Raw genomic sequence first — 14,781 nt, forward strand, 5'->3', positions numbered from 1 at the left:
AACCCAGCTCATGCTGCTCGTCCAGTCCCTGCTGCTCTACGAAGCGTCGGACGCGCTGCCCTCCGCGCTGCAGTTCCTTCTGCTCGCGACCTGGATATTGGGCACCGCCGCGCTCATCGCTGCGGTCCGCGGCGGCCAGGATGAAGGCGAACCCTGGTGGAGGCGCCGCCATGATCGTTGAGCAGCGCTTCCCTGACTTTACCCGGCACGCTCTGATCGGCGCGCTGATGCTGGCTGTCTCCTGCGAAACCCAGGCGAGCGCCGCGACCTCGACGATCGGCCGCACCTGGCCCATCGCCGAACCTGACGCGATGAGCGAGATCGAGGCCCGCGTCGCGAAAGCTCCGGACATGGCGCGGCAATTCGGGCCGCGATCGAACTGGTCGGCGATGCACGCGGCGCAGCTTGGGGTTGCAAAGGCCGACCGGGTTCGCAGCCTCATCCCCTTCTATACGGTCGAGAGCGATATCACGCTGCCCGATGGGCGCATCCTCTACCCCAGGGGCTTTACCTTCAATCCACTCGACCATGTGTCGCTGCCCCAGCGCCTCGTCATCGTCCATCCGCGCGACCTTGATTGGGCGCTGCGCCAGGTGCGCCTCACCGATTTCATTCTGCTGACCGCGGGCGACGCGCTCGACCTGTCCGAACGCACCGGCCGTCCGCTCTTCATCCTGGAGGAACGAGTCAAGGCGCGCCTCGGCCTCACCGTCGCGCCGGTGATCGTCCGGCAGTCGGGAAAGCGGCTCATCCTGACCGAATTCGGCCCGGAGCGCCGGTCCGTCGCCGGCGCAGACGCCCGATGAGCAAGATCAGACGATCAGCGGACCGCGATCTGTCGCCCAAGACCGCTCTAGGCGCCGAGCAGTGCGTGGATCTGCGCGACGGGGAGATAAAGACGCAGAGGCACGTCCGGCAAGGGCATGAAGCCGTAGCGCATATAAAGCTGTTTACGCCGTTCAACCTTCGCCGCGTCACCGCAGTCAAGAATGTCGAGCAGCACGATGGTGATACCGACATCCTTCGCGGCGCGACCGATGCGCTTCAAGGCATCGGCGAGCAGCAGGCTCCCAAACCCCTTGCCCTGGAAACGGGCGTCGACCCCGATCATCGATATGAACGCGGCCGGGATCTGGCCATGCCCCGGCCTGCTGCGCGTGAACGAGACAGGCAGGTGCGAATAATCGACGCTATGCGCGTTGAGCGTGTAGAAACCGATCAGCTCTTCGCCTGGAGACAGCAAAGCGAAGGCGCGGACATTGTCCGCCCGCGCGAGCTTGCTCGCCGTCTTGCGCAGATAATTGTCGACCTGGTCTGTCCCCGAGACAAATGCCGTCCGGTCATGCCGCGCCGGATCGAGCGGCTCGATGATCATGCGCGATCCGTCCACAAATCCTCGCTCCTAGCGGCCCTCGATCGTCTGCTCGTGCCGGGCAAATGCCTCACGCAGCGCGTCGGAGGGCGGGGCCGGATGTTCAAGCGCCTGGAGGATCGCATCGAAATCCTGCCGACTGACGATCGTCCGCTCATGGGTCTGGATCGTTTCCAGGGCCGCCTTATAGGCCGCATTCATCACGAAGGCGGAATCATCGACGCCGCACCAGGCCGCAGCCTGCTGGATCGCCTGCTTGATATGCGGCTTGGTCCGAAAATTCATGCGCACCGTGCTGCGCTCGTTGATTGCAGCGGTCGCATCGTCAAACGCTCGCATCGCCAGAACCTCATCTTTCCCGTTCGAAGCATTATGTACGCCTTGGAGGCGCACATTACAAGTCTATCGGTTTTCCAGCCGGCACGGCGGATTAGGCAAATTCTGGCCCTTGGTCTGGTCGGTTTCGCAGCTGGAACGGCGGCGCCGGCACATGCCTCCAAATGCGAGGCAGGCACCATTTTCAATCCGCTGACCAAGGTGCGCTGGACCTGCATCTTCCCGATCACCATTGGCGGCGTGCGGGTCGGCAGTTTCGACAAGCTCGACAAGGAACTCGACGCCCAATCCGCCTCGAAGCCGCTCTGCGCCTGCCGCAAGGGCGCGACCTTCTGGTTCGGCGTGAAGGTGAGCTTCTGGTCGCCCAACCGGATGATCGACGTGGTCACCGAACCCGGATGCATGATGGCCCTTGGCGCCGATCTGCTGCCGACCGGTGGCCGGCTCCAGGGCAGTCAGTCCTCCATCGCCGACGGCACGAACAGCCAGAAGCTGTTCGCCCAGATGCACTATTATATCTCGCCGGTCTGGAAGATGCTCGACATGTTCACCGACCTCCCCTGCATCGAGGACGACGGTTTCGACGTCGCCATGATCACCGAAGTCCTGCCAACCTGGCAGTCGGGGACGCTGGGCGCAATCATCCAGCCCGAGGGCATTCTCTTCGGCAATCCCGCAGCGGGTCTTGCCTGCATGGCCGACAGCGCGGCGGCGGCGGCCGGCAAGGTCATCGACCCACTCTTCTGGTGCATGGGAAGCTGGGGGGCGACCTATCCCGTGGCGGGCGACATCCATTTTGGCGACAGCGTCGAGGCCTGGGCCGGGCTTGCGGCGCGCGGCACTTATCTGATGGGGCGGCTTGGCGCGCTCACCATCAGCTCGGCCGACGGCTGTTCGTTCAAGGCCCAGCCGATCTGGACCAAGAGCCGCTACAAGCTCCAGATCATGGAGCCGGTCAAGGGCGGCAAATGCGTCAATATCGGCCGTCCCGGCGCACTCTGGTCCTCGGCCAAACATGCTCCGGGCAAGGACAACGCCCAGTTCATGTCCTTTGAAAAGGTGATCTGCTGCGCGGGGGTCTCGACCCCATGAGCCGATCCCCTCCCCCAAGCCCCGCAGCGACCCGGCTCTCTGCCCGGTCTGCCCGCCAAGGCCATGTCGGCCCGGCCGGACGCTGCGCGGGTGGAGCGGCGCCGGCGCCATCCGGCGCCGCTCCTTTCCCGGTTTCTTCTCCTGTGGCTTGGAAGACGCAGGAGAAGGAGGTCGGCACGGCCGGATATACCCCCGGCGAGCGAGGCTACCCCCCTCTGCCTGAAGCCCCGTTCGCTTCGGCCGTGCTGACCATAGTAAATGGACGGGCAGCCTTCCGCTGTCTGTCGGCGCCTTCCGACGTCGCCGCACTTTGCCCCCTGTTTCGCCTGCGCTGGGTGGGTGGCTCCGGCAGAGACGAGGGTCAGTCGTGAAACTCCATATCTCCGCCGGCCTGGCCGGCCTCTGCGTGCTACTCGCACAGCTCGCACAGGCGCAAACGGCCAGCACGCAGGACATGGATGCACGGGCGCGGGCCGCCGCGGCGGCCTCGCGCGCCAGGTCATCGGACAGCGAGGCGATCACCACCAATTATCTGACGCCGGGCCTTGCCAACCAGCCGATAAGCACAGTCGACAACAGCCGCAGCTTCACGCCCAACCTTGCCTGCCAGCAGAGCGCCACCATGCTCGAACTGCTGGTCCAGCCCGGCGCCACCGGCGACATCACCCATCTTTCGATCGCGCAGGACAAGGATCTGGATGGCCATTTCGATTCCAACCTGACCGTGCCGGTCCCGGTCTCGGGCATTTGCGCCAATGGCGTCATTGCCTGCGATCCGGGGAGCTGGAACAATTGCCGGTCCTTCCAATGGGACGTCGCCGCGTCTGGCGACCTCAAGCTCACGCAAGTCGATTTGCCCGCGCTTTCCGGCTGCTATTGCGTCAATGCCAGCTGCGGCGCGAACCTCGTCGCGGGCAACCTGCCCTCGGTGCTGAAGGATCTGGGCGGCGGGGTCGTCGGCGCGCTCACGACCGCAGATCCCCGGATCGGCGTCGCGCAGGCGAGCATCGAGGGACCGGTCATCCGCTATACAGGCGCGCAGACCACCGCCTGTACAAATTCGCCGCAGGTCTTGGCCACCGCCTATCGCGCCAATCCGACCGCGATCAGCGGGGACGCGTCTTCGGCCTCGAAGACAAGTTCGGTCTTTACCGCGCTCGCCGCCTCTCCCGCCGGCAATGGCAAGGCGGAGGAGACACGCAGCTGCACGATCGAGCGCGAGATCACCGTCAAGGCATGGGATTTTGAAGATATCGTCGCGGCCAGCGGCTCCATCACATCGACCAGCAGCTGTGGCACCGGGTGCCTCCGGTTCGAGATCCGGGGCGCGGGCAGTTGCGGCAGCAACCCGCCCGTCTATGCGGTCAACTTCACGCCGCTCGATGCCGCGCGTATCCGATCGGCGCGGATCGTCGAGATGGGCGCGGACGACTGGGTCCAGGCCCGGATCAACGGCGTGGTCGTGGGCTATGCCGGAAAGCGGCCCTGGACCGGCGATGCCCTCCCCTCGGGCGACTGCCGCATCAGCGACGATCCCTGGTACAACCGCAATCCCGTCGACTTCACTGCGCAATTGCAGGCCGGCGCTACCGCGGTCGGCGCGCGCATGCGCGGCGGGGGCGGCGGCAATTGGGGCTATGTGACCGTCGAGATCCAGGTCGACACAGACTGCGAGGTCTCCGAGCGGCTGGTGAACCTGTGCGCAGGCTATGCGGGCGACACCGCCTGCCGCCTCACCCAGGAGGATGTCGATGGCGTCGAGACGGTCCGCAACGGCGTCAATACCGGACTCAAGCCCCTGCCCCAGACCAGGCTGTTCGGCACTGGAAGATGCACCTACCAATATAGCCGCGACTTTTTCCTGCGAACCCGGCGCTACGCCTGCCTGATCGACACATCGGGAACCACGCAGCCCGATCTTTCACGCGCCGCCTATATCATCGATCATTCGACCGAGACGCTGCTCGCCGATCAGACGCGTGGTGCCGACGGCTCGCTCAGCCAGACCACCCGCGCCTTTACCCTGCCCGACCGCCCCACGGTGGCAGCCTGCGAATCCGTCTGCAAGACCAGAGCACCCAGCGCCAATAGTGGCGTCGCGCCGGCCGGAACCGTCGCGCAAAAGCAGAATGTGCCGGTAGGCTGGGACAGCTTCTATCATGTCTGCGCCAGCGACAATGTCTGTCCGCTGGGTCCGGGCGAAGAGATCGTCTCAAACTGCGGCTGCCTTGATGATTTTCCCGAGGCGGTCGTCATGATGCAGACTGTAAGGCTCGCCGGTTCCGATCTGGCCTGCACGGCCGCCAGCCGATGATGCGTCGCCTCGCCATCGCCTGCGCTGTAGCGCCCCTCTCCCTTGTAGCTTTGGCGTCCCCGACCCATGCCGCACAGCTCTGCGCCGCAGACCTCAATGGCAATGGCGATGCCGCCGACGCGGGCGAAATGGCGCAGTGCCTGACGACAGCCGATGGCGTATCGCTCTGTCCGATCGGCAAGGTCGATTGTGTGGCGGATAGCAGCGGGGCCTATGGCTGCCCTCTGGGCGCGGCCTATGCCTGCCTCACCCCGTTCGGCGGCGGCGTGCCCGCCTGCTCTTCCCATAGCTGCATCGATACGAGCGTCACCCCGATCGAGACGGAGGAGCCGGTCGATGATCCGGGCGCACCCGCCGACGGGCCGGTCGATGCCGAGGGCAATTGCCTTGGCACCATCGAGATTTTCGGCGGACGCGCGCTGCGTTGCCGCCCGCCAGGGGCGAGCACTATTTTCCAGAATTGCTGCAAGGATAAGGGTAGAATCGTCAAAGACGGGATGGGCGGTTCACTCAGTTCGATCACGACCAAGATCGCGATCGCCAAGGGCGTCTTCACGGGCATGAAAGCGGCCTACACCGCCTTTAAAGCCGGTGCGACCGCGAGCGAGGCGGCGAGCGCGGGCGCTAACGCGATCATCGTCGGTATCGATCCCACCTCGATCGCGATCAGCCTCGCCGTCAACTATATGATCGAACTGTTGCTCCAGGGCTGCGACCAACAGGATATGGAGACCGGCATGCTGCGGGGCTCGGACATGTGCCATGAGGTCGGCAGCTATTGCGTGTCGAGCATCCTTGGCGTCTGCATCCAGAAGGCGATCGGCCATTGCTGCTTCAACACCAAGCTTGGCCGGATCATCCAGGAACAGGGCCGGCCCCAACTCGCGGCCTTCAATGAGCTTGGCTGGGGCACCCCCAAACATCCTTATTGCCGCGGCTTTTCTCCGCAAGAGTTTCAGGCGCTCGATTTCAGCCGGATGGATCTCTCCGAATATTATGCCGACATCGAGGCCCGCGCCCAATCCGACATCCAGATCGACATGAAGGACAAGGTCGATGCCTATCTGCGCACCATCACGCCCTGACCGGCGGCAACGGGTCAGCCCCTCGCTGCTGTTAGCCTTCGCTTCGATTGGCGTTGCCAGCCCGGCAGGCGCGACCGAACCGGTCGATGCCGAACCGCCGACGCCGACAAAAGCACAAGCGGGTCCAACGTCCATTCCCGTTCCGGGCGAAGCGATGCGCAGGCGGGCTTTCGACGCGCTCGGGCGCAGGGGCCGCTTCCCCGAGATCGAAGCCCGGGCGAAAGCGGACCGGCAGGCGGCGACCGAGCGCATGGCGGCAGAACATGACGCCATGCAGGCGAGGCTTTACCAGGCGCTTGGCCTTGCTATTCCCAATGATCCCACTGCGCCAAAGCCTCGCACCCCTACAAGCAAGGCCTGGGTGCCGCTGATCTTCGCCTCTTCCTCCATGCCGATCCCGACCCTGCGCAATTATGCCGCGCAGCTCGAAAAGGCGGGCGGCGTCATCGCTTTTCGCGGCGTGCCGGGCGGCCTCAGCCACATCGGCCCGATGGCGAAACTGAGCGCTCGGATATTGCGGCTTGATCCGGGATGCGAGGGACCGGCCTGCGCCATGCGCAGTGTCCAGCTCGTCGTCGACCCGATCCTGTTCCGCCAGCATGGCATTGCCCGCGTGCCTGCCTTCGCGATGGTACCGGGCGATCCCACCCTCCCCTATTGCGAGCGCGACGAGGAGAGCGGCCCTCGCGCGAGCCACATCGTCTATGGCGATGCCGCGCTATCGGGCCTGATCGAAGAATATGCCCGCCTTGGCGGAAAGGAGGAGGTCAGCGATGCTGCGTCTCGCCTGTCTCGCCGCTAGGGCCGCCTGGCCTCGCATGAGGGCGCTCCCTGCCGACGCCGCCTTGGCGCTGGGCGGCGCGGTCGGGGGTCAGCCGGCCAATGGTCGGCGCTTCTGGACGATGCTGGCGCTGATCCTGCCCGTCGCTTCGCTTACCTCGCTCGGTCTCTCCCGCGTCACGCTGGTGATGAGCCCGTCGATCGACGCCTGGGCGGTCAGCCCTGTGCCCGGGCCGATCAGCAAGGGCGACCTCGTTCAGTTCATGCTCTCCCATCCGGTGGCGGGGCCAAGGCCCGTCAGCGTCACCAAGCGCGCCCTCTGCATGCCCGGCGAGCGGCTGCGCGAAATCGAGCGTCCGGCGGTTGACGGTAAGCCGGGAAGCCGCAGTTGGTATTATTGTGGGCGAAGCTTCCTCGGCGCGAGCCGGCCCTTCGGCCGCGATGGTCAGATCCTTCCCCATCTGCGCTGGGGCGATCGGCCGATCCCGCCCGGCTATATCTATGTCGGCTCCGATCATGCCGGCGGTTTTGACAGCCGCTATTTCGGGCCGGTGCGGATCGAGCGCCTGACCCGCATGGAGCGCATCCTGTGAGGGCGCGCATCCTTGCGCCGGCGCTGACGATGCTGCTGTCCATCCCGGCGGTCGCGCAGGAACCTTCGGCGCGACAGGGATATTGGTGGTATGTCCCCAAGCCCGATCCGGCTGAGCCCGGCGCAGCGGACATCAAGGCGCCCGTCATTCCGCCCATGGCCGATCTTGCCAGATGGTCGCCACCTCGGATCGCCAGGCTCATCATCGAGCAGCGCGATTATGCCGCGACCGTGCTGACGGTTGAGGCTGTGTCGGATTTCTGGCGGCTGCAGGATTTTGCCCGCCGCAAGGCCCGCGCCTTTGCCGGCGTCACTCAGCTCGCCATGCTCGCCCATCCTGAACTGAGCGCCAAATCCGCCAATCCCATGGTCGGCGACGCGCGCGATGCGCTGGGGGCGGAGAAGGACGCCGTTCGTCGCTCCTACCTCCGCTCGCGCGGGAGCGAGTTTGCGCTGGTCATGTTCTCGCGCGCCTCCTGCGGCTATTGCCGGGTGCAATGGCCGATCATCCAGCGCTTCCAGGAGGAGACGGGCTGGCAGGTGATGCGTCAGGATCTCGACCAGAAGCCTGAGCTCAGCGCCCGCTTCGGGGTCGAGGTGACGCCCACCACCATGGTCATCCGCCGCAACTCAAGCCAGCGCATGGTCATCGCCAATGGCGTCGAGGCCTTCCCGACGCTGATCCAGACCGCCTATCAGGCGGTCAAGCTTCTCTCCGGCGATATCCGGCCCGAACAGTTCCTGACCGGCGCGGGCGAGGAGAATGGCTTCTTCGATGCGCTGGCCAATGGGCCGGTGGCGGCGGGTGATCCTGCAGGCACGACGGGAGCGCGGCCATGAAGAAGGCGGCCACCTTCGCGATCTTCGCCGTCCTGCCAATGCTTGTGCTCGCTCCAATCTACGCTGCTGTCGCCGAGCCGGATCGCGCCTTGGCCGCACGCGCCGCCATCCATCCCGTCACAACCCAGGCGGAGATGCGGGCCTGGCTCGCCCGGGTTCCGCAAACCCGCGACTATCCTCCAGACTTCGACGCCACGCTCAAAGGTCAGGGCGCGGCGTTCATCATCGAGATGAGCACCACCCCCGGCTGCGTCCCTTGCGGCGATCTCTGGACCAGGCTGCTTGCGCTCAAGTCCCGATACGGCCTGACAGTCCGCACGATCGGGGAACCGGAAGCCATGCTGCGATCGGGGCGACTAGGTCTCCCCTGGATCGGCCATCCGGTCCTCTGGCTACGCCCGGTCTCCGACAGCGGCCGCACCCTGCCGATGGCGATCGGTACCGATCATGCGGTCAATATCGCGCGCAATCTCTATCTCGGCATTAAGATGCAGACCGGCGTACGTCCGGCCGTCGGCGTGCGGGCCATGGCCAAATTCACCGGGATCGTCGGGCTACCGGCGCAATCCGCACCCTCCCATCGTCGGAAAGGCTGAGCAATGGCGGGCTCGGTCTCTCTCCTTCCCCCCCATGCTTTCGGAGTCCGCCATGGCCCTCGCCGTCCTTGCCCCTGCATTTTTGAACCTGCGCCGCCTTTGCCGTCCGATCCCCTTGCTGGGGGCAATGCTGGTCGCAAGCTGCGGCATGACCGTCGCGCCCGCCCATGCCCAAAGCTGGGCCGAGCATTGGTTCGACAATGTGACCTATACCAGCCCCGGCAGTTTCGAGGACCAGACCCGCGGCTATGTGACCGCCGGCGGCATGTCGGGCCGGATCGATGTCCATAGCGATTATCTGACTAGCCTCACCCTCCCCAAGGTGAAGGCGGGCTGCGGCGGCATCGACATGTTCTTAGGGGGCATGTCCTTCCTCGACCCCGACTATCTCGTCCAGAAGCTCGAAAGCATCCTCCAGGCCGCGCCCGCCGTCGCCTTCCAATATCTGCTCGAGACGCTCGACGAGAAGATGGGGAACATCATCTCGAAGATGGAGGCGGCAACCAATTTCCTCAATTCCATCCAGGTCAACGACTGCCGCCTCGCCAACCGCATGGTTCAGATCGCCAAAGGTGACGATAATATGTCGGGCATCATCGAGGAGATGACCGGCTACAAATCGGTGAAAGAAGGTTACGCCAAAAGCTATCAGCAGAGCCGCGAGAAGATCCAGGCGAACGGCAACAGTCCGACGGAGGATCTGAAGGATGCGCTCGCCAACTGTCCGGCGGAAGTAACCGACATCTTCCGCACCGGGTCGCTGCTCGCGCATGCCGCCTCGCGCGTCGGCGCGTCGGACTGGGCGGGCGTGATGCGCGCCCGGGTGGGTGACGTGTATATGCGCTGGGACGCCACCGACAAGGTGCCACTGTTTGCCGCTATCCCCGCCTGCGCGGCGCAGGATACCGAATCCTCCGATGATTTCCTGAGCGGCCGGGTGATGCGCCGCGCGCTCGCCATGCCGCCGACCGCCGCCGACTGCACCCAGGATGGCGGCAAGGGCGCGCTGGCGCTCACCCGCGAGCGCATGACTGCCATCGCCGAGAAAATCCGCACGCGCGCGGCGCTGACGGCCGAGGAGCGGCAGTTCGTCGCCAATGTCCGCACCCTGCCGGTCTACCGCATGCTCGAATGGGGTGTGCGCCAGGATGTGGTGGATTCGGTGATCGGCGATACCGACGAGCTGGTTGCGCTGACCCTTGCCTATCAGATGCTGAACGACCTTTCGCGCAGCATCGATTTCGCGCTCTCCAACGCGGAGCGCGGCACCAATGCCGCGGGCGCCAGCAACGGGACGAGCGCCAATATCTGCCAGACCCGCATTCTCACCAAGGGGATCGAGCAACTGCGGGACCTGCGCGAGGAGGTGCTGCGCCAGCGCGCGCAGATGCGCCAATCCTATCTCGCCGCCCTCTCCCAGGCCAATCTCTCGACCGGCTATGCGGGCCTCATCCGCCAGCGCGACCGCGATGCGCGCGATGCGGCCGGCGCGGCCGCCAACCGCAATCGCTGAGTGGGGACACGATTGATGCAACGCTTTGCCCGCACCCTCGCCAGCCTGACGGCGATCTCGATCACCTCCCCTGCTCTCGCGCTGGAGACAAGTTTCCACAGCTATGACGGCTTTGCCGAAACGGTCGATGCCTTCCGCCTCGTCTCGATGATCTTCGCCGATCCGCGCTATGAGACGCTGGTGCTGATCGTCGCGGTGGTGGGCCTCGCGCTGGGCGCCGTGCTCGCCATGATCCGTGGCACCGGCATGGGCTTGGTCGCCTTCGGCCTCCAGATGCTGGTTGGTATCGGTCTTTTCGTCGGCCTGGTCGCGACCACCGGCACCGTCCATGTCTATGACCGGGTGCGCAATGCCTATCAGCCGGTCGGCGATGTTCCGAACCTGATCGTCCTGGTGGCGGGCGTCACCAACATGATGGAGCGCGCGCTCGCCGAGACGATCGACGACAACACGCTCGCCCCCCATGCCAAGCTCGAGTTTGGCGCTGGCGGCCATGCCTTCGACCTGTTCCTGAATGCGGTGAGCCCGCGCGGTCCCATGACCGATGCCTTTCTCGATGCCACGATCAAGGATTATGTGCGCCAATGCTATCCGGTGGCCCGGGTTTCGCCCGCTTACGCGATCGACGACGACCAGTTGTTCCGCACCAGCACCGACCTCCCCGCATCCTTCGCGGCGATGGCGGGGCCGGCGACGTTCAGCACGGTGTTTACCGCTGCCGACAAGGGCGGGACGACGGTCAGCTGCAACGAGGCCTGGGAGCATATCGCGGACCGGCTGTCCGATCCGGCGGTGTTCGAAGGCTATTCGATGCAGGTCTGCCAGCGCACCGGCTATGACATCGACAAGCCCGACCAGCTCGCCCGCTGCCGCAGCAATCTTTCCGAGATGGGCGACATGATGCTGGGTACGCCGCTCACCGCCCAGGCCTTCCTCACTGATGTGCTGCTGGGAACCAGCGTAGGCGATGTATTGTTCGAGGACAGTCCGGCGACCGCCTCGCGGGTGATGGCCAACCGGGCCGTGGCCGCGGGCGGCCTGGCGACCATGTCGACCGCCAATGAATGGATGCCGACGATCCGCGCGACCGTGTTCGGGATCATGCTGTTCATGATGCCGATCGCCCTCCTGTTCGTCCTCACCCCCATCAACCTGCGGGTCGCGAGCTTTGCGCTGGGGCTGTTCGTGTTCGTAGCGCTCTGGGGCGTCATCGATGCGGGCATCTATCAGCTGACGCTGGGTCGGGCGATGGCGGTGCTGGCCGAGATGCGGTCCAACCATCTGGCGGCCAATGCCTGGATGCTGGCCCCTTCCTCGGCGATGAAGGCGCTGGCGATCTTCGGGAGCTTTCGCACTGCGGCGGCGGGCCTGGCCGGCGCGTTCGTGTTCACGGTGTTCCGCTTTTCGGGCAATGTCTTCTCCTCCTTTACCGGCGGGTCGCTGGGTGTCCAGGCGCAAGGATCGGCTGCCGCCGCTGGCGTGTCCACATCCGAGGGTCTCGCTTCCGCGCTCGAAGCGCAGGCCTCGGCCATGGGCACGGGCGCGCGCCGTGGTGCCGCGTCGACCTTCGGGGATTTTGGCGAGCGATCGAGCTTCGGCGCCAATCGGAGTTTCGGCGCGGCGGGCGCGGTCATGGCATCCCATGGCACTGGCGCGCCCGGCGGCGCGGCGATGGGGCTTGGCGCGCTCGATTCCGCCCGCGAGATGGGCGGCCTTGCGCCCGCGCTTCATGGCCGGGACCTGGGTGACCCGGCAACGATCAGCGCGGTTCGCGCGGCGGCGGCTACCGGCGCCATCCACAATTTTGCCGAGAAGGATGCGCTGCGGAGCCTCGGAAACCGCTATTTTGGCGCAGGTGAGGCCGGCGAGAAGGCGTTCGGCGCCTTCACCCAGGGGCTGGTCCAGTGGCGGGCCTTCGGCGACACCCGCGCTTATGGCATGATGATGCAGGCGGCTACCCGGCATTTTGAACGGGCTGGTTATGGCACCCAGGATGCCGAACTCAAGGCGAGCGGCGTCGTGGCCGAGGCCAGCGCCGATCCGACGTTCGCCAAGCTCATCGCCAATAGCTTCGCGCAGGAGGCAATGCTTCGCAATGATCTGACGGCAGCGCAGGTGCAGGTCGGGGCGATGGAAGGACGGCGCGACTATGCGGGAGACAGGGTCGCACGGGTGGAGCGCGGCAATGTCGCGACCGAACAGGCCCACCGCACGGGCGGCAACGAAGGCCAGCGCAACGCTGTTGTCATGCTGGGCCTGCCCGTTGACGAGATGAGCCGCCGCATCGCCTTCATCAACGCCCTCTCCGGCGAAGCGCGTTCGTCTGCCATCACACAGCTCTCCCGCGCCACTGGCCGCAATGAGGCCCAGGTCGCCAAGGCCCTTGAAACGTATCGGGCCGCCACGGAGCTCGGCACCGCAGATGGGGCGACCGCCGAGGCGGCGCGCGAGGGATCGAGCGTCTATGGTCGGACCCGGGAGGCCGCAGGATATGACTTTGCCGAGCGATCAGGCAAGCTCGATGCCCAGCGCGAGGTCGGCCATGACGGCACCCGCAGCGCCGCGCGTATCGGAGAACAGCGACGGCAGTCGGAGAATTTTGGCTTTGCGCAAGGCGCCGAGGCGGCAGGCATGTCGACGCGGGAAGCCGCCCGTCTCGACAGCTTCATTCGGACCCTGGCCGATGCAAGCGGCAATCAGCTCGACATGGCGGAAGGCGGCGCAGATGGCATTGCCGACCGGGCGCGAAACGCCCGGATGACCAGCATCGTCGAACGCGAGCGCCTGTCGCGGATGCAGGGGCTGCTGCGCGCCAACGGCATCGATATGAGCAAGCGGCAGATCGCCATGGACCAGAATGGCGACTTCAGCCTCAACCTGACACCCGCGACCACAGCGCAGATGTGGAAGGCGGGCCTGCTCAACGAGAGCCAGCTTGGCGCGGTCGCCAATGGCGGCCATGCGCGGTTCAGCCTCGCTCATAATGACCTTCTCGTCTCCAGCAGCGCCGGGTTCGAGAAATCCGCCCGCAACGACACCAGCACACGGTTCGAAGCGGGCAAACAAGCTGGCCCCGACACGATCGAGCATTTCATGGGCGGCGGCGCCGAAGGCCGGGCTGCCATGGCGAACTGGCTGCGCGGCGGGTTCGAAATGGACCGAAAGGGCAATTGGCGTCTCAAACCGCAGGTCGCGGACACGCTACAGCGCGACGTGCAGGCGATCATAGCTCAGACAGGGTGGGAGCGCTCGATCGCAAGATCGGCACAAGATCAGAATACATTCAGCATATCGGCACAAGGCGAGATTGCAGGTTCTACATCGAGTGGACGCGGCTCAAGCGGCCGAGCTCTACCGAATGCTGCTGCCGGGCGCGTGGGCGGATCGATCGGCTTTTCAACACAGGAGACCGGATCGACTAACGAAGTGGCAAGCGCTCAACTGAGCGTGGTGAATTACGATGTTCGACAAGCGATCTCAGATTCCGAACGCGCTGCATCTAAATCTGGGAACCCGGCAGAAGCATTCACCAGCCATCTCGCGACCGAAATCCTCGGCCCGCAAGGCCTGCGAAATAGATATTTGCGCGAGGGGGATAGCAGTCGGGGAACGGCAGACATCAACGCGCCTGTTACGTCCATGGAGCAATCGTCGATTCTGCATACGGGCCGCCTTTCAACCGATCTCGGTCACGGACCCATGGATGGGAACCCAGAGTTCAAGACCCGCGATTGATGTAGCCCGGATTGAGAGGGTTCAAGGGACTGCCGATCCAGAAAGCGCCAGAGGTAGGTTCAAGCGGATCGACCTCTTTCGGCATCCCTGATGGGCCGAGTTTCCGTTTTCTCCAATATTCCTCCTCGTCCATCTCATCCTCGTCAGTCGCAGGCAATCGGGCCAGCCAGCATTTGAGAAATCCAAACGAGAGGACGAGCGCTACGATTGGCGGAAAGAAGAAGACGTTCAGATATCCACCGGCAGCGGAATGATAAATTTCAGCCAGGGCGTCAATCTTGAGCGATGCGAGCATGCCCAGCCAATAGACGGGTACGCCACTCCACCAGAGCTTTGCATGCCACGGTCGCCAAATCCAATTCCTGAGATGGAGTTCGCTGCGTTCTTGTTCCGTGCCGTCGGGTTCAATGGTTGAAGCCATCATCAATTCCTCTTCACCAAACCTATCATCTTGGCCCGACTCCGAAAATAGCGAACCATCGGATATAAGGATGTTTCGACCTTTGCTCATCTGCTCTCGTGGAGC

The 14,781-nt window shown here is 64.9% G+C and carries 14 protein-coding genes; 11 read left to right on the forward strand and 3 right to left on the reverse strand.

The window, feature by feature from the left end:
- Positions 1–10 precede the first annotated feature (10 nt).
- Both AC58EF_RS08270 and AC58EF_RS08275 read left to right on the forward strand, forming a co-directional pair.
- Entirely contained in the window at positions 11–181 is a 171-nt protein-coding gene (locus tag AC58EF_RS08270) for a hypothetical protein (RefSeq protein WP_497275533.1), read from the forward strand.
- Positions 171–806 (forward strand): conjugal transfer protein TraW, encoded by a 636-nt coding sequence (locus AC58EF_RS08275; RefSeq protein WP_497275535.1) that lies wholly within the window; start codon positions 171–173, stop codon positions 804–806. Before AC58EF_RS08270 ends, AC58EF_RS08275 begins: the two co-directional genes overlap by 11 nt.
- Positions 807–853: 47 nt before the next feature.
- Here the strand turns inward: AC58EF_RS08275 and AC58EF_RS08280 are convergent, their stop codons facing one another.
- Complete coding sequence (locus AC58EF_RS08280; RefSeq protein WP_497275536.1) at positions 854–1,390, reverse strand: GNAT family N-acetyltransferase; 537 nt, start codon at positions 1,388–1,390, stop codon at positions 854–856.
- A gap of 12 nt (positions 1,391–1,402) precedes the next feature.
- Positions 1,403–1,711 carry a type II toxin-antitoxin system TacA family antitoxin gene (locus AC58EF_RS08285; RefSeq protein WP_497275537.1) on the reverse strand — a complete coding sequence of 103 codons (309 nt, stop codon included), beginning with the start codon at positions 1,709–1,711 and terminating at the stop codon, positions 1,403–1,405.
- Positions 1,712–1,744: 33 nt separating this feature from the next.
- Here AC58EF_RS08285 and AC58EF_RS08290 point away from each other — a divergent pair, with 33 nt between their 5' ends.
- The 9 genes from AC58EF_RS08290 (at position 1,745) to AC58EF_RS08330 (ending at position 14,255) form a co-directional block, all read left to right on the forward strand.
- Complete coding sequence (locus AC58EF_RS08290) at positions 1,745–2,800, forward strand: TraU family protein (protein WP_497275539.1); 1,056 nt, start codon at positions 1,745–1,747, stop codon at positions 2,798–2,800.
- Positions 2,801–3,254: 454 nt separating this feature from the next.
- Entirely contained in the window at positions 3,255–5,114 is a 1,860-nt protein-coding gene (locus AC58EF_RS08295; protein ID WP_497275840.1) for a hypothetical protein, read from the forward strand.
- Positions 5,114–6,199, forward strand: coding sequence for a conjugal transfer protein TraN (gene traN, locus AC58EF_RS08300; RefSeq protein WP_497275841.1), 1,086 nt, complete (start codon positions 5,114–5,116; stop codon positions 6,197–6,199). Before AC58EF_RS08295 ends, traN begins: the two co-directional genes overlap by 1 nt.
- Positions 6,171–7,001 carry a type-F conjugative transfer system pilin assembly protein TrbC gene (locus AC58EF_RS08305; protein ID WP_497275541.1) on the forward strand — a complete coding sequence of 277 codons (831 nt, stop codon included), beginning with the start codon at positions 6,171–6,173 and terminating at the stop codon, positions 6,999–7,001. The genes traN and AC58EF_RS08305 overlap by 29 nt, the downstream gene beginning before the upstream one ends.
- Positions 7,002–7,017: 16 nt before the next feature.
- Positions 7,018–7,572 carry a S26 family signal peptidase gene (locus tag AC58EF_RS08310; RefSeq protein WP_497275543.1) on the forward strand — a complete coding sequence of 185 codons (555 nt, stop codon included), beginning with the start codon at positions 7,018–7,020 and terminating at the stop codon, positions 7,570–7,572.
- Positions 7,569–8,411: a conjugal transfer protein TraF gene (locus tag AC58EF_RS08315; RefSeq protein ID WP_497275544.1), complete on the forward strand. Its 843-nt coding sequence runs from the start codon at positions 7,569–7,571 to the stop codon at positions 8,409–8,411. Before AC58EF_RS08310 ends, AC58EF_RS08315 begins: the two co-directional genes overlap by 4 nt.
- The gene (locus tag AC58EF_RS08320) at positions 8,408–9,007 is read left to right on the forward strand and encodes a hypothetical protein (RefSeq protein WP_497275545.1); all 600 of its coding nucleotides are present in this window, start codon (positions 8,408–8,410) and stop codon (positions 9,005–9,007) included. Before AC58EF_RS08315 ends, AC58EF_RS08320 begins: the two co-directional genes overlap by 4 nt.
- Positions 9,008–9,134: 127 nt before the next feature.
- On the forward strand, positions 9,135–10,520 hold the full coding sequence (locus AC58EF_RS08325) for a conjugal transfer protein TraH (RefSeq protein WP_497275842.1): 1,386 nt from the start codon (positions 9,135–9,137) through the stop codon (positions 10,518–10,520).
- A gap of 15 nt (positions 10,521–10,535) precedes the next feature.
- Positions 10,536–14,255 carry a conjugal transfer protein TraG N-terminal domain-containing protein gene (locus AC58EF_RS08330; RefSeq protein ID WP_497275547.1) on the forward strand — a complete coding sequence of 1,240 codons (3,720 nt, stop codon included), beginning with the start codon at positions 10,536–10,538 and terminating at the stop codon, positions 14,253–14,255.
- On the opposite strand, the gene AC58EF_RS08335 is transcribed toward AC58EF_RS08330, so the two are convergent.
- A complete protein-coding gene (locus AC58EF_RS08335) occupies positions 14,239–14,766 on the reverse strand; it encodes a hypothetical protein (RefSeq protein ID WP_497275549.1) in 528 nt (175 codons plus the stop codon). The genes AC58EF_RS08330 and AC58EF_RS08335 overlap by 17 nt on opposite strands.
- Between the last annotated feature and the right edge of the window lie 15 nt (positions 14,767–14,781).

Source organism: Sphingobium sp. WR1, assembly GCF_059693745.1.